Origin of the sequence: uncultured Buchnera sp., assembly GCF_913776765.1 — a bacterium.
In the GTDB taxonomy this organism is placed as follows: domain Bacteria; phylum Pseudomonadota; class Gammaproteobacteria; order Enterobacterales; family Enterobacteriaceae; genus Buchnera; species Buchnera aphidicola_AO.
In genome coordinates, this window is sequence record NZ_CAJYPO010000001.1 from 432,550 (window position 1) to 454,337 (window position 21,788).

At 26.1% G+C, this 21,788-nt stretch carries 19 protein-coding genes, 3 tRNA genes and 1 rRNA gene; 9 read left to right on the top strand and 14 right to left on the bottom strand.

Annotated elements, in window-relative coordinates:
* The first annotated feature begins 15 nt into the window (after positions 1–15).
* From lepB to acpS, 4 genes are all read left to right on the top strand, one after another.
* Complete coding sequence (gene lepB, locus QZ401_RS02140; protein ID WP_295164528.1) at positions 16–954, top strand: signal peptidase I; 939 nt, start codon at positions 16–18, stop codon at positions 952–954.
* Between the two features lie 137 nt (positions 955–1,091).
* The gene (gene rnc / locus QZ401_RS02145; protein ID WP_295164530.1) at positions 1,092–1,772 is read left to right on the top strand and encodes a ribonuclease III; all 681 of its coding nucleotides are present in this window, start codon (positions 1,092–1,094) and stop codon (positions 1,770–1,772) included.
* Positions 1,769–2,617 carry a GTPase Era gene (gene era, locus QZ401_RS02150; RefSeq protein WP_295164532.1) on the top strand — a complete coding sequence of 283 codons (849 nt, stop codon included), beginning with the start codon at positions 1,769–1,771 and terminating at the stop codon, positions 2,615–2,617. Before rnc ends, era begins: the two co-directional genes overlap by 4 nt.
* A 95-nt stretch (positions 2,618–2,712) precedes the next feature.
* Positions 2,713–3,093, top strand: a complete 381-nt coding sequence (acpS, locus tag QZ401_RS02155) for a holo-ACP synthase (RefSeq protein WP_295164534.1) — start codon at positions 2,713–2,715, stop codon at positions 3,091–3,093.
* A gap of 28 nt (positions 3,094–3,121) precedes the next feature.
* On the opposite strand, the gene tadA is transcribed toward acpS, so the two are convergent.
* Together tadA and smpB are read right to left on the bottom strand one after the other, a co-directional pair.
* Positions 3,122–3,580: a tRNA adenosine(34) deaminase TadA gene (gene tadA, locus QZ401_RS02160; RefSeq protein ID WP_295164536.1), complete on the bottom strand. Its 459-nt coding sequence runs from the start codon at positions 3,578–3,580 to the stop codon at positions 3,122–3,124.
* 10 nt (positions 3,581–3,590) lie between these two features.
* Positions 3,591–4,082 carry an SsrA-binding protein SmpB gene (gene smpB, locus QZ401_RS02165; protein WP_295164871.1) on the bottom strand — a complete coding sequence of 164 codons (492 nt, stop codon included), beginning with the start codon at positions 4,080–4,082 and terminating at the stop codon, positions 3,591–3,593.
* 118 nt (positions 4,083–4,200) lie between these two features.
* Here smpB and QZ401_RS02170 point away from each other — a divergent pair, with 118 nt between their 5' ends.
* A complete protein-coding gene (locus QZ401_RS02170; RefSeq protein WP_295164539.1) occupies positions 4,201–4,479 on the top strand; it encodes an RnfH family protein in 279 nt (92 codons plus the stop codon).
* On the opposite strand, the gene QZ401_RS02175 is transcribed toward QZ401_RS02170, so the two are convergent.
* The 5 genes from QZ401_RS02175 to dnaQ all read right to left on the bottom strand — a co-directional run bounded on the left by QZ401_RS02175 (position 4,476) and on the right by dnaQ (position 7,259).
* Positions 4,476–5,060: a nucleotide exchange factor GrpE gene (locus QZ401_RS02175; RefSeq protein WP_295164541.1), complete on the bottom strand. Its 585-nt coding sequence runs from the start codon at positions 5,058–5,060 to the stop codon at positions 4,476–4,478. The genes QZ401_RS02170 and QZ401_RS02175 overlap by 4 nt on opposite strands.
* Positions 5,061–5,154: 94 nt before the next feature.
* Positions 5,155–5,619 carry a xanthine phosphoribosyltransferase gene (gene gpt, locus QZ401_RS02180; RefSeq protein ID WP_295164542.1) on the bottom strand — a complete coding sequence of 155 codons (465 nt, stop codon included), beginning with the start codon at positions 5,617–5,619 and terminating at the stop codon, positions 5,155–5,157.
* A 104-nt stretch (positions 5,620–5,723) separates the two neighbouring features.
* Complete coding sequence (gene lpcA / locus QZ401_RS02185) at positions 5,724–6,308, bottom strand: D-sedoheptulose 7-phosphate isomerase (protein ID WP_295164544.1); 585 nt, start codon at positions 6,306–6,308, stop codon at positions 5,724–5,726.
* Positions 6,309–6,395: 87 nt separating this feature from the next.
* Positions 6,396–6,469, bottom strand: a tRNA-Asp gene (locus QZ401_RS02190).
* A gap of 73 nt (positions 6,470–6,542) precedes the next feature.
* Positions 6,543–7,259, bottom strand: a complete 717-nt coding sequence (gene dnaQ, locus QZ401_RS02195) for a DNA polymerase III subunit epsilon (RefSeq protein ID WP_295164547.1) — start codon at positions 7,257–7,259, stop codon at positions 6,543–6,545.
* 46 nt (positions 7,260–7,305) lie between these two features.
* Here dnaQ and rnhA point away from each other — a divergent pair, with 46 nt between their 5' ends.
* Positions 7,306–7,788: a ribonuclease HI gene (gene rnhA / locus QZ401_RS02200; protein WP_295164549.1), complete on the top strand. Its 483-nt coding sequence runs from the start codon at positions 7,306–7,308 to the stop codon at positions 7,786–7,788.
* A gap of 32 nt (positions 7,789–7,820) precedes the next feature.
* Positions 7,821–8,582 carry a hydroxyacylglutathione hydrolase gene (gloB, locus tag QZ401_RS02205; RefSeq protein WP_295164551.1) on the top strand — a complete coding sequence of 254 codons (762 nt, stop codon included), beginning with the start codon at positions 7,821–7,823 and terminating at the stop codon, positions 8,580–8,582.
* Here the strand turns inward: gloB and QZ401_RS02210 are convergent.
* The 3 genes from QZ401_RS02210 to QZ401_RS02220 form a co-directional block, all read right to left on the bottom strand.
* Positions 8,574–8,646, bottom strand: a tRNA-Ala gene (locus QZ401_RS02210). The two genes, gloB and QZ401_RS02210, sit on opposite strands and share 9 nt — an antisense overlap.
* Positions 8,647–8,664: 18 nt before the next feature.
* Positions 8,665–8,741 (bottom strand) — tRNA-Ile (locus QZ401_RS02215).
* Positions 8,742–8,802: 61 nt separating this feature from the next.
* Positions 8,803–10,349, bottom strand: a 16S ribosomal RNA gene (locus QZ401_RS02220).
* Positions 10,350–10,714: 365 nt separating this feature from the next.
* Here QZ401_RS02220 and argS point away from each other — a divergent pair.
* Entirely contained in the window at positions 10,715–12,457 is a 1,743-nt protein-coding gene (gene argS / locus QZ401_RS02225; RefSeq protein WP_295164552.1) for an arginine--tRNA ligase, read from the top strand.
* Positions 12,458–12,557: 100 nt separating this feature from the next.
* Here argS and flhA read toward each other — a convergent pair whose 3' ends face one another.
* Together flhA and flhB are read right to left on the bottom strand one after the other, a co-directional pair.
* Complete coding sequence (gene flhA, locus QZ401_RS02230; protein WP_295164553.1) at positions 12,558–14,645, bottom strand: flagellar biosynthesis protein FlhA; 2,088 nt, start codon at positions 14,643–14,645, stop codon at positions 12,558–12,560.
* Positions 14,638–15,789, bottom strand: coding sequence for a flagellar biosynthesis protein FlhB (flhB, locus tag QZ401_RS02235; RefSeq protein ID WP_295164554.1), 1,152 nt, complete (start codon positions 15,787–15,789; stop codon positions 14,638–14,640). The genes flhA and flhB overlap by 8 nt, the downstream gene beginning before the upstream one ends.
* A gap of 187 nt (positions 15,790–15,976) precedes the next feature.
* On the opposite strand from flhB, the gene QZ401_RS02240 reads away from it, so the two are divergent.
* Complete coding sequence (locus QZ401_RS02240) at positions 15,977–17,692, top strand: proline--tRNA ligase (RefSeq protein ID WP_295164555.1); 1,716 nt, start codon at positions 15,977–15,979, stop codon at positions 17,690–17,692.
* Between the two features lie 67 nt (positions 17,693–17,759).
* Here the strand turns inward: QZ401_RS02240 and dnaE are convergent, their stop codons facing one another.
* Both dnaE and fabZ read right to left on the bottom strand, forming a co-directional pair.
* On the bottom strand, positions 17,760–21,242 hold the full coding sequence (gene dnaE / locus QZ401_RS02245) for a DNA polymerase III subunit alpha (RefSeq protein WP_295164556.1): 3,483 nt from the start codon (positions 21,240–21,242) through the stop codon (positions 17,760–17,762).
* A 32-nt stretch (positions 21,243–21,274) separates the two neighbouring features.
* Positions 21,275–21,736 (bottom strand): 3-hydroxyacyl-ACP dehydratase FabZ, encoded by a 462-nt coding sequence (gene fabZ / locus QZ401_RS02250; RefSeq protein ID WP_295164558.1) that lies wholly within the window; start codon positions 21,734–21,736, stop codon positions 21,275–21,277.
* Positions 21,737–21,788 lie beyond the last annotated feature (52 nt).

A 21,788-nucleotide genomic window follows, 5' to 3' on the forward strand; every position in this document is an offset into this window, starting at 1 on the left:
ATATAAGGAAAAAAGATGCGTAATATATTAACTGTTTTTTTATTAGTTAGCACTTTCTTCACAGGTATATTATGGATAATTTATCGAATTCCTTTAATTAAGAATTATTTTTACGATAAAAAAAAAACAAAGAATAATAATATATTTTTAATAAATAAAATAACTATTGAAAATAAAAAATGTTTTTTTCGGTCTTTATCATCCCTTTTCCCAACATTTTTTATTGTTCTAATAATACGTTCTTTTATTTATGAACCATTTCAAATACCTTCAGGTTCAATGATGCCAACTCTTTTAATAGGAGATTTTATTTTAGTAGAAAAATTTTCATATGGTATTAAAGAACCAATTACAAATAAAACTCTAATTCGAATAAATTCACCCCAACGTGGCGATATTGTAGTTTTTAAACATCCTAAAAATAATATTGATTATATTAAACGAATAATAGGACTACCTGGAGATAAAATCCAATATGATATAAATAAAAAAAAATTAAAAGTTTGTATTAATTATATTAATCAAAAAAATTGTAAAAATAAATTATTTATTAAATATTCTAAAACTGAATTAAGCAATTTTTTTCAAAAAATATATCTTTTCAACGAAAACAAACCAGAAGAAGAGAGAATATATAATTCTATTTACTTTAAGAAAGTTGAAGAACAAATTAATGATTTAAAACACAATATACTAATATTAGATGGAATTAAAAGCAAAAAAAATGATTATTATCATCAACCAGATATGCCTAAATTGATATGGATAGTACCTAAAAATAAATATTTTATGATGGGGGATAATCGCGACAATAGTTTAGATAGTCGTTATTGGGGTTTTGTACCTGAAGAAAATTTATTAGGAAAAGCTATAAAAATATGGATGAGCTTTGAGAAAAAAGAAAATGAATGGCCAACAGGTATACGTATTAATAGAATTGGAAACATATATTAAAAATAATAATTAATATAGCAGAATATAATCAGTATTATATATTAATATTTGAAATATATCTTCAATGTTATCAAAATTTTACTGTTTTTCCTGTTATATGTAAAAATCAATTAAAATATTATTGAAATTGGTATAACATGAACCATATCGTAGCAAATAAAATACAGCAAGTATTAGGATATACCTTTACTCATCAAGACCTGTTAAAACAGGCGTTAACACATCGTAGTGCAAGTAGTAAACATAATGAAAGACTCGAATTCTTAGGAGATTCTATTCTGAGTTTTGTAATTGCTAACGCTTTATATAAGCATTTTCCTTATATTAATGAAGGCGATATGAGCCGTATGAGAGCCACTTTAGTAAGAGGTAACACGTTGGCAGAAATAGCATATGAATTTGATTTAGGAGAATATTTGCAATTAGGTCAAGGTGAATTAAAAAGCGGGGGATTTCGCCGTGAATCCATTTTAGCTAATACTGTAGAAGCGTTAATCGGTGGTATTTATTTAGATAGTAATATTAAAACAGTAGAAGAATTAATACTCAAATGGTATGAAAAACGTCTAGAAAAAATAAGCCCTGGAGACACACAAAAAGATCCTAAAACACGACTACAAGAATATTTACAATCTAAACACTTATCTTTGCCTTCGTATTTGATTGTTGAAGTTTATGGTGAAGCACATAATCAATTGTTTACTATTCAGTGCGAAGTTAGTACAATTCCAAAAAGTTTAATTGGTAAAGGTACAAGTAGAAGAAAAGCAGAACAAGATGCAGCAAAAAAAGCATTAATTAAATTGGGTGTAGAGTGAAAACGAAAAAAGAATATTGTGGGTATATAGCTATTGTTGGTAGGCCGAACGTTGGTAAATCAACTTTAATCAATGAAATAGTTGGAAATGAAATCTCTATTACATCAAAAAAGAAAAATACAACACAAAAAAACATTATAGGTATAAAAACAAAAAAAGATCATCAATTTATTTATATAGATACACCAGGCATACATATTACTAAAAAAAAAGATATAAAAGAAAAACAAGATAACAATTTAAAAATTATAAAAAATTCAATATTAATTATATTTATTATAGATCGTACTATTTGGAAAATAGATGATGAAATTGTTTTTAATAAAATTAAAAAGAACAAAATTCCAATTATTTGTGTTATTAATAAGATTGATAAAATTCAAAATAAAAGACTTATTTTACCATATATTAATTTTCTTTCAAAAAAAATTAACCCAATAGAAATTATACCTATTTCAGCAAAAAAAAGAGAAAACATAAATCTTTTAGAAAAAAAAATACATCCTTATTTACCAAAAAACAATCATGTTTTTTCTAGAAAGTGTATTACAACAAATTCTTTATCTTTTTCAATATCTGAAGTTATTCGTCAACAATTAATGTTTTTTTTAAGAGATGAATTACCTTCAACAACAACAGTAAAAATTGAATCACTTAAAGAAAAGACAAAAAAAAATTTATATATTAAGGCTGTAATTTATGTAACAAAAGAAAGACAAAAAAAAATTGTTATTGGACAAAAAGCCGAAATAATTAAAAAAATTAGCATGTCGTCTAGATTTAATATCGAAAAAAAAATAAATAAGAAAGTACATCTTCTAATATGGGTGAAAGAAAAAAATTAAAAAAATAATTTTTAAAATTAGTTAAAATATTTTAATTATTTTAACTAATTTTAAAAATAAAAATTTTTTTAAATTAAAGGAATATAACTAATAATATGTCTATTATAGGTATAGGAACAGATATCATAGAAATTTTACGTATTAAAAATATTGTTTATCGTTTTAAAGATAAACTAGCCAAAAGAATTCTATCAATAGAAGAATGGGAAAAATATGTAGTAAACAAAAATCCTATTCACTTTCTTGCTAAAAAATTTGCAGCTAAAGAAGCAGCTTCTAAAGCTTTAGGAACAGGAATAAACTGCGGAATAAAATTTAATCAACTGGAATTATATAATGACACTCTAGGAAAACCAAAACTACGTTTTTTAAAATGCGCTTTACAGAAATCTAAAGAAATAAAATGTAAATCTATATTTGTTAGTATATCTGACGAAAGATTATATGCATATGCATTAGTTATTTTAGAAGATTAGTTCTTTTTTGAAAATATTACATAAGAAATTAATATCTTTTCTTTTGAAAAAAATCATTTAATATCTGAGAACATTTATTTTTCATAATATTCTTTTGTATTATCAATTTACTTTTTTTTTCTAAATTTAAAAAAATTTTTTTTAAAAAAGGGTTTTTTTCTGAATCTTTATAATCAGCGCCAAATACTAATCTTGTAACACGACTATTTATAATAGCACCACAACACATCATACAAGGTTGTAATGTTACATATAGCGTAGTGTTAACTAATCTATAATTTTTCATTTTTCTACCTGCTTGACGTAAAGCCATAATTTCTGCGTGAGCAGTAGAATCATTCTGAGAAATTACACTATTCCAGCCAGTTCCTAAAATCTTTTCTTGAAAAACAAGTATTGCACCTATAGGTACTTCTCCATTTTCTTCTGCATAAGATGCATATCTTAAAGCAATTTTCATCCAATAATTATCGCGATTGTTTTTCATAAAATTTTTTTTAATTATGAAATCTGGTTTTTTTTAGAATTTTTAATTTTTCTTTTTTCCATTCGTTTTGTTTTTCATCTGCTCTTTTATCTATTTTAGTTTTTCCTTTAGCTAATCCAAAATTTAATTTACACCAAGATTTTTCCCAAAATAAAGATATTGCAACCAATGTAGAACCTATTTTATTTTTTTTATTAGATAAATATTGAATTTCATTCTTGTGCAATAGTAATTTTCTTTTTCTAGATGAATCACAAAATAAATGATTAGAAGATGTATTCAAAGGTTGAATTATAGAATTATAAAGATACATTTCATTTAAACTATCATTATTAATATAACTCTCAGTAATATTTATTTTTCCTAATCTAATAGATTTTACTTCCCAGCCCATTAATACAAGACCTGATTGAAACACTTCTTCTATAAAATAATTATAATGCGCTTTTTTATTTATACAAATAGTAGATGATTTTAAATGATATTTTTTATGAGACATAATTAGATATAATCCAAGAAAACTTATATTTAAATATTTTTTTAAAAAAAATTACTTATATATATTGATTTGTTTTAAAAATTTTGTTAAAAAGAATTTATTTCAAAAAAATAAAAAAACTATGAAAACTATTAAAGTAACAGTTATTTATGCCTTACCTAATATTCAATATATTAATAAAGTTAATATTAATTCAAATTCAACTGTAAAAGATGCTATATTAGCTTCAAATTTATTAAATTTAGTAAAAAATATTCAATTTTATAGAAATAATGTAGGAATTTATAATAAATTAGTATGTTTAAATTCAAATTTAAAAAATGGAGATCGAATTGAAATTTATAGAAATTTAATAATTGATCCTAAAGAAAGAAGAAGAAAAAGATTAAATAAAAATTAATTATTTTTAAATTTTGAAACAACAACCATTGCAGGACGTAATAAACGAGATTTATGAAGAACATAACCAGATTGCATAACATCTAGTATATGATTATCTTTTTCTACTTCATCATTGTAATTCACAGACATAGCTTGATGAATATCTGGATTAAATAATACATTCTTTTCATTAATCTTTAAAACATTAAATTCATTTAAAATTTCGTCTGATAGAGATAAAATAAAATTTATTTTTTTGACAATTTCTAAATAAAAATTTTCTTTTTTTTCTTTAATTACACTTGAAGCGCGTTCTATATTATCTATAATTAGAAGAAATTCAATAATTATTTTTTCTAAAGAAAATTTTCTAGATTTTTCTATTTCATTATTTAATCGATTGTTTAACTTTGTTATTTCCTCATGATTTTCTAATTGCAACTCTATAAGTTGTTCTTGAGATTTTTTTAACTTTATTTCCAATGAATTTATCAAATCATTTTCTTTATTTTCTTCTATATTTTCTTTATTTTCTTCTATATTTTCTTTATTTTCAAAGAAATTAACTGTTTTTCCATTTTTTTCTTTTTTATCTTTCATAAACTTACCTTTTTTATAATTTAATACATATTTTTTAATCTAAATCTGTATAGTATATTTTTATAAAAAACGATTTTATTTTAAATTGATTTAATTACTTTTTAACAAGAGGTGGAACATACGATATTGACATATCCCATGGTTGTTCTATCCATATGTTTTGATCAATATCAATAATGTAATCATCTACTAATAATCTACCTAGTGGTTTTGCAAAAATAGTTACAAAATATGCTTTTGGATATAAATTACGAATAATTTTTGCTGTCCCCCCTGTATCAACAAGATCGTCTACAACAATAACTTTTTCTCCGTTTCCCTTCGCTTTTTTAATTATTTTTCTATTTTTTTGCAAACAATCATAATTATAACTTGCAATACATACGGTGTCTACGCATCGAATGCCTAATTCTCTTGCTAACATAGCAGAAGGAACAAGACCTCCTCGACTTACAGCAATGATACCATTCCAAGAATTTTGTATTTTTAGTAATCGTTTCGCTAGTCTTCTAGTATGAATTTGAAGCATATCCCAAGTAACAATGTATTTCTCACTCATGAAAAAAAAATCCAAAACTATAAAAATAGTATTTATTAAAAAAGTGGAAATAATTTGTAATTATTGTAGGATTTATGATTATTAAAATCAAATTAAATGATTCATTAGTTTATTTTTTTCATTTCTTTTTCAATAATTAATATTAATATATGAATAACCTTAATATGCATTTCTTGTATTCGGTCTGAATAACCATGATATGGAATACAAATTTCTATATCAGATAAATTTTTAACTTCACCTCCATTGTTCCCTGTTAAAACAATGACTTTCATATTTTTTTTACGTGCTGCTCGTATTGCATTAATAATATTAATAGAATTACCAGACGTGGTAATTGCTAGAAGTATATCGTTAGAGCAACCAATGCTTTCTATATAACGTGAAAATATTTGATCATATCCAAAATCATTTCCTATTGCTGAAATATGACCAACATCAGAAATGGGTATTGCAGCATATCCAGCTCTTTTTTCTCGATAAAGACCAGTTAATTCTTCGGAAAAATGAACGGCATCGCAATGAGAACCACCATTTCCACATGAAATTACTTTGTTTTTATTTTTAAAGGATTGTGCTATTAAAATAGCTGCTTTTTCGATATTTTTTATTTGTTCTTCTTTTTTTAAGAAATTTTTTAATATTTTTAATGCAGTATTTAATTCAGAAGAAATAATTTTTTTATACATTTTTTAATATTCTTAAAATTTAAAAAAGATAGAAAAAATTTTTCTATTTTTATTAGAAAAAATTATTAAAGAAAATTATTTTTTTTTCGGTGCGGACGGGACTCGAACCCGCGACCCCCGGCGTGACAGGCCGGTATTCTAACCGACTGAACTACCGCACCTTTTTACTACTTCTATATTGTACATATTTTAAAAAAATGAGTCAATCATCTTTTTATAGTTATTCATAATTTACTATAAAATATATTCTTTTTTCTTTTTTAAATATCTTAAATATTCTTTATGAAGTTTTAATTCCTCTTTGTTTGCTTTGAGTATTTTTAAAGAACGATTTTCTTTTATTGTTAATTTCTGGAAGTCTCCAAAATATTTTTTATTTTCAACATTCTTATCAAACGATATTGACTCTTGACCACTGGTCATTAAAAGATATAATTTACCTAAGAGAAAAGCATCTAAAATAGCACCATGTAAAATTCGATGAGAATTTTTTATTTTATAACGCACACATAATGCATCTAATGTATTTTTTTTACCAGGAAATAATTTTCTAGCTATTTTTAATGTATCAATAATAGAACAAAAATTTGATATATCTTGTATTTTCCCACTTAACATTGAAAATTCTTGGTTTATAAAACCTACATCAAAAGATGCATTATGAATTATTAATTCTGAATTTTTAATATAATTAAAAAAATCTTTAGCTATATCTTTAAAAGATGGTTTATCTAATAAAAAATCATCAGTAATACCATGGATTTTTGAAGCACTTGATTCTATCAATCTATTAGGTTTAATATAAGAATGAAATTTTTTTCCTGTAAAACGACGATTAATAATTTCAATAGCACCGATTTCAATAACTCGATGATTTAAATAAGGTGGACCTACACTATTCATCCCTGTTGTTTCAGTATCTAATACAATCATTCTTTTTTTATTATTCATAATGAATTTTTTATTTAAATTATTTAATGTTGGAACAATTATTAAAATGTTAAAATTAGTTGAAATATTTTCCGATGGTTCTTGTTTAGGAAATCCTGGTTCAGGTGGATATGGTACGATATTACGTTACAAATTACACGAAAAGATATTAACTTCAGGTTTTTTTTTAACTACAAATAATAGAATGGAATTAATGGGTGTAATATCTGGTTTAGAATCTCTTAAACAATCTTGTATAGTTAAAATTACAATTGATAGTCAATACGTCAAACAAGGTATTACGAATTGGATTTCTAAATGGGAAGAACAAAAATGGAAAACAACTAAAAAAAAATCAGTAAAAAATTTAGATTTATGGTTACGTATTAATTCTGCTATAAAAAACCATCATATCACATGGTTTTGGGTTAAAGCCCATATGGGACATTTAGAAAACGAAAGATGTGATAAAATTGCTCGTAAATCTGCTCAAAATCCTTCAGTTAAAGATCTTTTTTATGAAAATAACTTTTATCAAAACAAAAATTGATAAAAAAATTTTTATTTTTAATGGAATGTAAAATGATTTTAACAAGTATCTCTATATTAAATGATAACTATGTTTGGATCTTATATAATACCAATAATTTTTGTATCATTATTGATCCTGGTGTTTCTGAAAATATAATAAAAAAAATAGAAGAAAAAAAATGGAAACCAATAGCAATTTTGTTAACACATAATCATATTGACCATACAGGAGGAGTAAGGGAAATTGTAAAAAGATACCCAAATATAATTGTTTTTGGTCCTGAAGAAACTAAAAAAAATGGTGTAAATCAAGTTGTACAAAAAGGAGATACAATAAAATTATTAGAAAGTGAGATTGACGTTTTTTTTACACCAGGTCATACATTAGGTCATGTTTCATATTATTTAAAACCATATATTTTTTGCGGTGATACTTTATTTTCAGGTGGTTGTGGGCGTGTTTTTGAAAACAGATTTTTTGATATGTATCAATCTATTAATTTTATCAAATCATTACCAAAGAAAACAATATTGTGTTGTTCACATGAATATACCTTATCTAATTTAATTTTTTCTATGTCTATTATCCCATTTGATAAAAAAATAAAAAAATACTATAAAAAAATAAAAAAAATTATTTCTAAAAATAATAAAACTCTCCCAGTTACTCTTGAAACTGAAAAAAAAATAAACATATTTTTAAGAACAAGGGAAGATATTGTTAAAGAATCAATGGGATTGAAAAGTAATACAAGTAGTTTTGAGGTTTTTATTTTACTGAGGAAAAAAAAGGATATTTTTAATTGGAGCTAAGCGGGATTGAACCGCTGACCTCCTGCGTGCAAGGCAGGCGCTCTCCCAGCTGAGCTATAGCCCCCCCAGACAGTATTTATTATGGTAGGCCTGAGTGGAATTGAACCACCGACCTCACCCTTATCAGGGGTGCGCTCTTACCATCTGAGCTACAAGCCTTTACAAAACAAAATTTTATTAGATAATTTGTGTGGGCACTTTCAAAAAAAGTATATATTTTTAAGGAGGTGATCCAACCGCAGGTTCCCCTACGGTTACCTTGTTACGACTTCACCCCAGTCATGAATCACAAAGTGGTAGACGCCCTCCTTTTTCAAGGTTGGGAAATCTGCTTCTTTTGCAACCCACTCCCATGGTGTGACGGGCGGTGTGTACAAGGCCCGGGAACGTATTCACCGTGGCATTCTGATCCACGATTACTAGCGATTCCGACTTCGTGGAGTCGAGTTGCAGACTCCAGTCCGGACTACGATTTACTTTATGAGGTTTGCTTGTCTTTGCAGATTTGCTTCTCTTTGTATAAACCATTGTAGCACGTGTGTAGCCCTGGTCGTAAGGGCCATGATGACTTGACGTCGTCCCCACCTTCCTCCGGTTTATAACCGGCAGTCTCCTCTGAGTTCCCGGCCGAACCGCTGGCAACAGGGGATAAGGGTTGCGCTCGTTGCGGGACTTAACCCAACATTTCACAACACGAGCTGACGACAGCCATGCAGCACCTGTCTCACAGTTCCCGAAGGCACTTTTTTATTTCTAAAAAATTCTGTGGATGTCAAGACCAGGTAAGGTTTTTCGCGTTGCATCGAATTAAACCACATGCTCCACCGCTTGTGCGGGCCCCCGTCAATTCATTTGAGTTTTAGCCTTGCGGCCGTACTCCCCAGGCGGTCGACTTAATGCGTTAGCTTCGGAAGTCACTTCTCTTGGAAACAACCTCCAAGTCGACATCGTTTACGGCATGGACTACCAGGGTATCTAATCCTGTTTGCTCCCCACGCTTTCGCACCTCAGTGTCAGTATTCGTTTAGGAGGCCGCTTTCGCCACGGGTATTCCTCCAGATATCTACGCATTTCACCGCTACACCTAGAATTCTACCTCCCTCTACGATACTCTAGTATTTCAGTTTCAAATGCAGTTCCTAGGTTAAGCCCAGGGATTTCACATCTGACTTAAAAAACCACCTACGTGCTCTTTACGCCCAGTAATTCTGATTAACGCTCGCACCCTCCGTATTACCGCGGCTGCTGGCACGGAGTTAGCCGGTGCTTCTTCTGCGGGTAACGTCACAAAATAAAATTATTAGTTTTACTTCTTTCCTCCCCGCTGAAAGTACTTTACAACCCTAAGGCCTTCTTCATACACGCGGCATAGCTGCATCAGGCTTTCGCCCATTGTGCAATATTCCCCACTGCTGCCTCCCGTAGGAGTCTGGACCGTGTCTCAGTTCCAGTGTGGCTGGCTATCCTCTCAGACCAGCTAGAGATCGTAGCCTTGGTAAGCTTTTACCTTACCAACAAGCTAATCTCGTCTGGGTTCATCCAAAAGCATGAGGCCTAAAAGGTCCCCCACTTTGGTTTTTCAACTTTATGCGGTATTAGCTACCATTTCTAGTAGTTATCCCCCTCTTTTGGGTAGATCCCCAGATATTACTCACCCGTTTGCCGCTCGCCGACAAGAAAGCAAGCTTTCTTTCGCTGCCGCTCGACTTGCATGTGTTAGGCTTGCCGCCAGCGTTCAATCTGAGCCATGATCAAACTCTTCAGTTTTAAAATCTTTGTTCTTAAAGAAGAAAACCTTTAAGATTTTTTAAAAAATTAAATTTGTACTTAATTTTCTGTGCCCACACAGATTATCTAATTATTTTGTTAAAGAGCGTTGTTTTGAAACTTTATATGAGATTACATTTTTTTTATCCTGTTGTCAACCTTTTTTAATAAAATTAATTTTTATTTTTAATTTTATAAAAAAATTTATTAAGTAAGTTATATTACATTGAATAAATAAAAAAATATACATATAAATCTACTAATAATATTTATAATAAAAGTCAATTAAATATTAAAAATATTATAGTATATTAAAAAATTATTTATAAAAATTGATTTTATTTAAATTTGTAAAAAGGTTGCTTATGAATGTAAAATACATAATAAAAAAAGACATTGAACAAGCTCTGTTCAAAATCAATGGTGATTACAATTATAAAGTATTAATTATATCAAGTAAAAAAATAGAATTTGGTCACTATCAAGTAGACAACTTAATGAAGATATCTTCTATATTAAAAATAGAACCATATAAATTGTTTCAAAAAGTAATAAAACGCATAGAAAAAAAAAATATCTATAAAAAAATAATTTTTTCAAATCCAGGATTTATTAATATCTTTATTAAAGATAAATGGTTGTCTGAAAAATTAGAAATACCATTTATTTCATCTCGTCTTGGCATAAAGTATATTTATCCGAAAAAAAATATTGTAGTAGATTATTCCTCTCCAAATATTGCAAAAGAAATGCATGTTGGACATTTAAGATCAACTATAATAGGAGATGTTACAGTAAGAATACTAGAGTTTTTAGGACAAAAAGTAATCAGAGCAAATCATATTGGAGATTGGGGAACACAATTCGGTATGTTAATTGCATATTTAGAAGACAGCAAACTACTAAAAAAACTAAAAAAAAATCTTCTTTCACTTAAAGATTTAGAAAAAATTTATTGTCAATCAAAAAAAAAATATGATTCAAATGAGTTATTTTCAAAAAAATCTAGAGAATTTGTAGTAAAACTACAGAGTGGAGATGAATACTGTTGTTCTATTTGGAAAAAATTAGTATCAATTACTATGTTAGAAAATTATAAAATATATAAAAAACTTAATGTAACGTTAGAAAAAAAACATACTATGGGTGAAAGTTTGTATAACCCAATGCTTCCAAAAATCGTAGAAGATCTTAAAAAACAAAAAATAGCTATTGAAAAAAACGGAGCTACTATTGTTTTTCTCGAAGAATTTAAAAACAGGATTGGAGACTCTATGGGAGTCATAATTCAAAAGAAAGACAAAGGTTTTTTATATTCAACTACTGATATCGCTTGCTTTAAATATAGATATCAAAATTTACATGCTGATCGAATCATATATTATACTGATGCTCGTCAATATCAACATCTTTTACAATCATGGACTATCGCAAAAAAAGCTAATTACATATCTAAACGTTTATTATTAGAACATCATACGTTTGGAATGATGTTGTCTAAAAATAAACGTCCTTTTAAAACTCGTGATGGAGACACTATTAAACTTTCTGATCTTCTTAATGAATCTATAAATAGAGCTACTAATTTAATTAAGAAAAAAAAACCTAATCTATGCAATAAAAAATTAATTAAATTAGGGAAAATAATTGGAATAAGTGCTGTAAAATATTCTGATTTATCTAAAAATAGAAATACTAATTATATATTTGATTGGAATAAGATGCTTAGTTTTGAAGGTAATACAGCTCCTTATATACAATACGCTTATACAAGAATTGTATCTATTTTAAAAAAATCTACTATTCCATTACATAAAATAAAAACGAAAATAATTCTCAATGAGGTAAGTGAAATTAACTTAGCTATTAAAATATTAGAATTTGAAGAAATTGTTTTATTAATAGCTAAAAATGGAACACCTCATGTTATGTGCAAATATCTTTATCAACTTTCTACACATTTTTCTAATTTTTATGAAAACTGTTCAATTTTATTTTCCGAAAAAATAAAAATACGAAAAAGTAGACTTAAACTATCTTTTTTAACAGCAAAAACAATAAAAAAAGGATTAAATCTTTTAGGAATAAAAACAGTAAAAAAAATGTAAAAAAATAATTTAAATTATTAAAAATCCAGCAAGGTGAGGAAATAATGCAGTACTAAAAGCGTACTACTTAAAACCACACCAATCTGTATTTAAAAAATAATTAACTTCCAATTATACTAGTCATTTTTATTTTTTTTATATCTGTTATTTCAAGTTGAGATAAAACTGTCAATTCTGGAAAGTTTTTTCGCAAAATTTTTGATAAAAAAAATCGAAGAGGATGAATTACTAATAATACAATAGGAGCATTTATTAATTTTTGTTTTTCAACAGCTTCTTGCGTTTTAATTATCAGTAATTCAGACAAACCGGGTTCTATGTTATTAGTTTGTCCTTTTAAATTATCTAATAGTAATTGTTCTAAATTCGTTTCTAAACCTATTATTTCAATAATATCTTTTTTATAAAATAATTTCTGTGTAATAATTTTACCTAACGCAATGCGAACAAAACTAGTTAATTCATTTGGATCTTTTTGATCAATAGAAAATTCTGACAATGTTTCTAAAATAGTTCTCATATCTCGTATTGGCACTTTTTCTAAAAGAAGATTTTTTAAAATTTTATGTAAAGTTGTTAAGGTGAGTGTATTTGGTATTAAATCTTCAGTTAATTTTGGCATTTCTAAATTAACATGATCTAATAGCTGTTGAGCTTCTTGACGACCGAATAATTCATCAATATGCTTAGAAATTAAAAAATTTAAATGGGTTGCAATAATAGCACTAGCTTCTACTATAGAATAACCTTTTTTTTCCGCTTCACTTTTATAGTGTAAATCGATCCAATAACCAGACAAACCAAAAGTAGGTTCATAAACTTCTTTGAATGGTAAAGATTCTGTTTCTCTTCCTGAACGGATAGCCATATATTTTCCATAAAAACAATCACCTTGACCTACTTCTACTCCTTTGATAAGGATATGATAACGAGTTCGTTTTAAATTTATATTATTCTTGATATGGACTAATGGGGGGAGAAATCCAATTTCTTGAGCAAATTTTTTTCGAATCATACGAATTTTATCTAATAAATCACCTTTTTTTTGAACATCAACCATAGGTATTAAATTATGTCCGATTTCTATTCTTATAGGATCTTCTAATTCTACATCAGTCCAAGAAGCTTCAGAAATTGAATTATCTATTGACTTATATTTGTTTTCAGCAACTAAAAGATTTTTTTTAACATTAGTTTTTTTTCTATTTAACCACCAAGAAAGAGATAATAACGAAACAGTAAATACTAAGAATATAATATTTGGCATTCCCGGAACTAAACCAAGAATACCTAAAACTATTGCACTTAGTAAAATTACTTGAGAATTATAAAATAATTGACTTATCATTTGTTCGCCAACATTTTGATTCGTACTAACACGTGTAACAATTACTCCAGCTGCTGTAGAAATAACTAAAGCAGGGATTTGAGCAACTAAACCATCTCCTATAGTTAATAAGGTATACACTTCTGCAGCTTTACTTAACAACATATTATGTTGAAATAAACCAATGATTAGTCCTCCAAAAATATTGAGAACCATAATCAAAATACCAGCAATTGCGTCTCCTCGAACAAATTTACTTGCACCATCCATTGATCCATAAAAATCAGCTTCTTTTGTTATTTTTAAACGACGCTTTTTAGCTTCTGTTTCTCCAATTAAACCTGCATTTAAGTCAGCATCAATAGCCATTTGTTTTCCTGGCATTGCATCCAATATAAATCTTGCTCCAACTTCAGCTATTCTTCCTGATCCTTTAGTAATCACCATAAAATTGATAATAACTAAAATAATAAAAACAACGATACCAATAGCAAAATTTCCACCTACTAAAAAATGACCAAATGATTCTATTACCCGACCTGCTGCATGAGTCCCAGTATGACCATTTAAAAATATTACACGCGTAGATGCAACATTTAACGCTAAACGCAGCAATGTAGAAAAAAGTAAAATTGTTGGAAAAGCAGCAAAATCTAAAGTATGTCGAGTAAACATGGAAACAAGTAAAATAATTATTGATAAAGCAATATTAAAAGTAAAAAAAACATCTAAAACAAATGGTGCCAATGGCAGAACCATCATTGATAAAATAATTAAGATTAACACTGGACCTGCTAGTATTTGCCATTGTGTTTTTTTTAAATTTTGTACAATTCGAAAAAAAGAAGAAAAATTAATCATTACTTTTACTTTCTCCTGCAACATTTAATTCTGATGGAACTGATATATTTTTAGGTTTTTCAGGAAAAACACCACCATCTCTTTTCCATTTTCTTACTTTCCAAACCCATGCTAAAATTTCAGCTACAGCTTTATAAAGAGGACCCGGAATATATTGACCTATTTCTGAATAACGATATAATGAACGAGCTAAAGATGGAGCAGAAATAATAGAAATGCTGTTTTTAATAGCAATTTCTTTTATTTTTATAGCTGTTTCACCAATACCTTTAGCTATTACCTTAGGAGCATTCATTTTATTAATATCATACTTAAGTGCAATTGCATAATAAATAGGATTAGTTATAATAACATCTGCTTTAGGTACATCTGAAATCATTCTTCTTCGCAAATTTATTTTCATTTGCTGTCGAATACGTGTTTTTATTTGTGGGCTTCCTTCTCTTTCTTTAAACTCATCTTTTATCTCTTGATGAGTCATTTTTAATTTTTTATAATATTTCCACTGTTGCCAAAAAACATCTAAAATAACAATTGGTATTAATCCCAAAATTACTAAAATACAACAATAAGCAATTAAATTAAATCCATAGGATAATGAAGATAAAATACCTTTAGTATTTAAAAACAATATTTTAAAAAAATACATCCATAAATACAAAATAGATATACCACTTATGATAAATAACTTTAGTATTGTTTTAAATGATTCAATAAATATTTGAAAAGAAAAAATTTTTTTTAAACCATCTAATGGGTTTAATCTTCTAAAATTTAGTTTTAACGACTTGAAACTAAATTTTATGCCGCTAAATAAGATAGGAGGAACAATAATTATAAATATTAAAAATGAAAAAAATGGAAAAAAAACAATCAATATTTTTTTTATAAAAACAAAAAAATTTAATGAAATATTTTGTTTATTTGTAAGAATATTTTCATTAAAATAAAAACTATTAAATATAGTATTTTTTAATTCAAAAACAATTGAATATCTGAACCACCATAAATTTGACAGACCAACTATTAAGATTAATAAAGAATTTAATTCACGAGAATATTTTGTTTGTCCTTTTTTTCTAAATTTTTCAATATGATGTTCTGTCGGCTGTTCTGTTTTTTCTTCTTTTATATCATGATTCATTTTAAATGCTTTTAACCATTAAAGTTTTTTAGTCAACAAATAAATTTTAATTAAATAAAAATATTTTATATATAATTTTCTTATATAATAAGGTTATTAATAATAATTTAAAATAAACATTTTAAATATTTTTGAAATAAATATTTTTTTTAAAAAATAATTTTTATTCTTATCGAGACTTTTTTATATGCGTGCAAGTCAATATTTATTTTCAACTTTAAAAGAAATACCACATAATGCAAAAATTGTTAGTCATCAACTTATGCTTAAAAGTGGAATGATTAGAAAACTATCTTCAGGTATATATATATGGCTGCCAACAGGTATTAAGGTATTACAGAAAATCAAAGATATCATTAGAAATGAAATGAAAAAAATAAATGCCTTAGAAATATTAATGCCAGTTATACAACCTGAAATAATATGGAAAGATAGTGGACGATTAAGTATATATGGAGAAGAATTATTACAATTTTTTGATCGACGAAATCAAAAATTTATATTAGGACCAACTAACGAAGAAGTTGTCAGCAATTTTATTCGAAATGAAATCCATTCATATAAAGAACTTCCATTAACTGTATATCAAATACAAACAAAATTTCGAGATGAAATAAGGCCTAGATTTGGTGTTATTAGATCGCGTGAATTTATTATGAAAGACGCTTATTCTTTTCATATTAATAAATATTGTTTAGAAAAAACTTATAATAACTTTTATCAAAGTTATATAAATATATTTAATAAAATAAAAATTCAATTTCGTGCAGTAAATGCAGATTCAGGATCGATGGGAGGCAATGTTTCCCATGAATTTCAAGCTTTATCTGAAAATGGTGAAGATAAAATTGTTTTTTCAAAAAAAACATCATATGCTTCAAATATTAATACAGCAAAATCTATGGAAACTATTAATTTTTTTAAAGAAAAAAATGAAATTATTCAAAATAAAATAAAAAGTAAAAAATCTATAAAAAATTTTAATGAATTGAAAAAACCTCTTAAAAATTTTATAAAAACTATTTTAGTTCGTACTAAAATTAATAATAATTCTTCATTAGCAGCTCTCTTAATCCGTGAAGAACACGAACTAAACTTATTTAAAATAGAAGAAATTGACATCATTGACAAACCATTGTCGTTTGTTAATGAACAAGAAACTATCGCATTGATGGGAGTAAAATCAAAATTTTTAGGTCCTTTAGGGTTAAAAATTCCTATTTTTGCTGATGTTTCTGTTTATTATATGAAAAATTTCACTATTGGATCAAACATCAATGAAAAATTGTTTATAAATGTAAATTGGAATGTAGATCTTCCTATGCCAATTGTTAAAGATATTAGAAATATAACAAAAAAAGATTTGAGTTCAGATGGATCAGGAGCTTTAGAAATTAAAAAAAGCATTGAAATTGGACATATTTTCCAATTAGGAAAAGAATACTCTAAAAAGATGAATGTATTAGTTCAAGGAAAAAACAACAATCAGAAATATATACATATGGGATGCTATGGTATTGGAATAACACGCATAATTGCAGCTATAATTGAACAAAATCATGATAATAATGGAATTATTTGGCCTGATTCTATCGCTCCTTTCCAGATTGTTATCTTGCCTTTGAATATAAAAAAATGTATTAAAATTAAAGAAATTACAGAAAACTTATATGAAAATTTAAAAAAAGAAAAAATAGATGTAATTTTAGATGATCGCAATGAAAGACCAGGAATTATGTTTAACGAAATGGATTTAATTGGTATTCCACATCAAATTATAATTAGTCCACGTCATATTAATGAAAACAAAGTTGAATACAGAGAAAGAAAAAGTAAAAAAAGTATTTTAATTAAATTAAATGAAATTATTTATTTCTTTAAAAGAAAATTTCATTTAATATAAAAAATAAACAAAAATTTTTAATAATCTTTTCTTATATTTTTAAAATTATGTTTTTTGAAGAACATTTTTAAAAATACTTTACACATATTTTATTTTCATTGATTAAGACATCTAATTCAATTAAAAATTCATTGCTAATTTTAATGAACCATTTTTTTATTAATTTAAATTCAGAACTAAGATCTTTTTTTTCAAAAAAAATATAAACAGGAATTTTACCTATCGGTTGTCTTTTAAAAAATTGATCAATTTTTTTTAAAAAATATTTATCTTCTTGTTCTTTTTTTAAGAAGATCTTTAATTGATTAAGATTTTTTTCTCTTACTAAATTTAAATTCATAATATTATATGCTGTCATTTTTAAGTTTTTATTAATAAAGTTAGTATTTAAAATACCAGAAACAATTAAAATTTTATTTAATTTAATTAAATCTTCAGATGAATTTAATAAATTTTCGAAAACTACTACTTCTAAAAGACCAGTACTATCATCTAATACTAAAATAGCTATACGATTTTTATTTTTTGTTGTTTTTATTTTAATAGAAACAACTATTCCTGCAACCATTATTTTTTTTTTAGTATTATTAAAAAATTTTAATTTTGAAAATGTAAAATTATTAACATAATGTTTTAATTCTTCTAAATATCCATCGATAGGATGTCCTGTGAGATAAAAACCTAAAACTTTATGTTCATTTTCTAGCTTATTTTCTTCATAAGAAAGAGAATTTAATAAATTATTATTTTTTATAATATTTAATTCTTTTTTAAATGAACCAAATAAACTTTCTTGTTGAAACTTTTTTATTTTAAAATGTTCTTTTGATGCTTTGATTGCATCTTCAATTAAAGAAAGTAAATAGTTCCTGTTTTTATTAAAACAATCACAGCTTCCAGACATAATTAGTTTTTCTAATACTTTCCGAGTTATTTTATTAGGATCAGTGCGCACACAAAGATCAAATAAATCAGAAAAAAATCCATTTTTTTCTCTCTCTTTAACAAGATGGAACATTGAGCTTATACCTATACCTTTAATAGCTCCAAGACCATAAACTATATTTTTTTTATTATTGACATAAAATTCATATTTACTTAAATTAATATTTGGAGGTATTATTTTTATTCCCATTTGAATAGATTCATTAATTAAAGTTACGATTTTATCTGTATTATCTATATCAGACGTCATAGTAGAAGCCATAAATTCAGAAGGATAATGTGCTTTTAACCATAAAGTTTGATAAGACACTAATGCATAAGCTACAGAATGAGATTTATTAAATCCATATCCAGCAAATTTTTCTAGTAAATCAAAAATTTTTACAGATAGCTTTCTATTAATTCCTTTTTTTTGAGCACCGTCTATAAAAAAAGCACGTTGTTCAGCCATATCTTTTAAATTTTTTTTACTCATAGCTCGTCTTAAAATATCAGCTTTTCCTAAAGTATAACCTGCTAAAATTTGAGCAATTTGCATTACTTGTTCTTGATATAAAATAATACCGTATGTTGATTCTAATACTGGTTTTAATAATCGATGTTGCCATTTATGATCAGGATATGCAATATCTTCATTTCCGTGCTTACGATTAATAAAATTATCTACCATTCCAGATTGTAAAGGACCAGGTCTAAAAAGTGCAATTAATGCAACTATATCTTCAAAACAATCTGGTTGTAGTCTTTTTATTAAATCTTTCATTCCGTACGATTCTAATTGAAAAATCGCTGTAGTTTCACATTTTTTTAATAAACTAAAACATTTACTCTCATTAAGAGAAATAGAATTAATATTAATTGTTTTTTTATTATTTAATAATAAATTTTTATTAATCATATTTACTGCACAATTAATAATTGTTAGTGTGCGTAAACCAAGAAAATCGAATTTTAATAATCCGACATACTCTATATCATTTTTATCAAATTGTGTTACAGGATTATTACCTTTTTCATCACAATATAAAGGACAAAAATCAGTAATTTTAGTAGGAGAAATGACTACGCCTCCCGCATGTTTCCCAACATTACGTTTTACTCCTTCTAATTTTTTTGATATATCAATTAAGTTTTTAACGTCTTCGTCATTTTTGTAAAGACTATATAATTCTGAATCTTTAGCAAAAGCATCTTTTAATGTAATTCCTGGATCTAAAGGAACTAATTTAGATAAATTATTAATAAATCCATAAGGATATCCTAAAACCCTTCCAACATCTCTAATAACAGCTTTTGCTGTCATTGTACCAAAAGTAATAATTTGAGCTACTGATTCTCTACCATACATATTTGCAACATGTTCAATGACTTGATCACGTTTTTCCATACAAAAATCAATATCAAAATCAGGTAATGAAATACGTTCTGGATTTAAAAATCGTTCAAACAACAAATCAAAAAAAAGTGGATCGACCTCTGTTATGTTCAATGCGTATGCTACTAAGGAACCAGCTCCTGATCCTCTTCCAGGACCTACTGGTATATTATTATCTTTTGCCCATTGTATAAACTCCATAACGATTAGAAAATAACCAGGAAATCCCATTTTATTAATGATACTTAGTTCTATATCTAAACGATTTTTATATTTAAAATAGATTTTTTTATCTATTTTTTTAAAATTTGAGTCTAAACGTTTTTTTAATCCTTTTTCAGACTGTATAATTAAATAATTCTCAATACTTGTTTTTCCTGTAGAAAATTGAGGTAAAAAATATTTACCAGATTTTATAAAAACATTACAACGTTTTGAAATTTCTACACTATTGATAATTGCTTCTGGAATATCAGAAAAAAGAGAATACATCTCTTTTTCAGTTTTTAAAAACTGATGTTCACTATAATTATTTTGAATCTTAGATTCTTTTAATCTTACACCTTCATTAATTGCAATTCTGATTTTATGAATTTTAAAATCTTCTTTATTTAAAAAACATACATCATTGGTTGCAACCACTGGAATTTTTTTAGAGTAAGATAAATTTACTGCTAAATGTAAATACTTTTCTTCATTTTCTCTATCAGTACGAATTAATTCTAAATAGTAAAATCCAGAAAAATATTTTTCATAAAAATACAAACAATTAGATATTAATGAAGGTTGACCACGTAATAAAACTTTTCCAATTTCACCTTGACAACCTCCTGAAAGTAATATTAATCCATTGTTTAATTCTGATAACCACTTTTTTTCTATTGTTACATGTTTTTCGTAAAAGCATCCTTTTTTATAAGCACGAGAAATTAATAAAATTAAGTTTTTGTATCCTTCTTGAGTCGCCGCTAATATAGTTAATTCTGTTAATTCATTTTTTATTAATTCGGAAAAGAATTTAACTGTAACACCAATAATAGGTTTTAAACCCCATTTATGCGCTGCATTATAAAATTTTATTACACCATATAAATTATTAAAATCTGTTATAGCAATAGATTTCATTCCTAAATAAACTGTTTTTTTTACTAAATTTTCTGGTTTTGATAATCCATCAATAATTGAATAATCGCTATGTACATGAAGATGCACAAATTTTTCTAAATTCATTTATTTTCCTAACATTTATATCAAAAATATATTTAATTAAACATATTTTTTTTACAAAAAATTACTGTAGCTTTACAAACATTTTTTTTGTTTACTATGGCAAAAATTCTAAATTTTATAAAATTTTTTTTAGATTCTAAGAAAATTACTTTAATAAACATTTGATCACCAGGAACTACAATTTTTTTAAATCTAGCGTTTTCAATACCTACAAAATAATATAACTTGTTAATATTTAATGTACCTATACTTTTAAAAATTAAAATAGCCGCCGCTTGAGTCATAGCTTCAATAATTAAAACACCAGGAAAAATAGGTTCTTTCGTAAAATGACCTTGGAAAAAAGGTTCATTTATAGTGCAATTTTTAAGTGCTATTAAACATTGAAATATTTTAAAATCTAAAATTCGATCAATAAGTAAAAAAGGATAGCGATGCGGTAAAATTTTTAAAATTTCTTTAATATTTAAAATATATTTATTATTATTATTCAAAATTCTTTCCCATTGAAAAAAATAATGTTTTTATTTTTTATAAAATTAATAT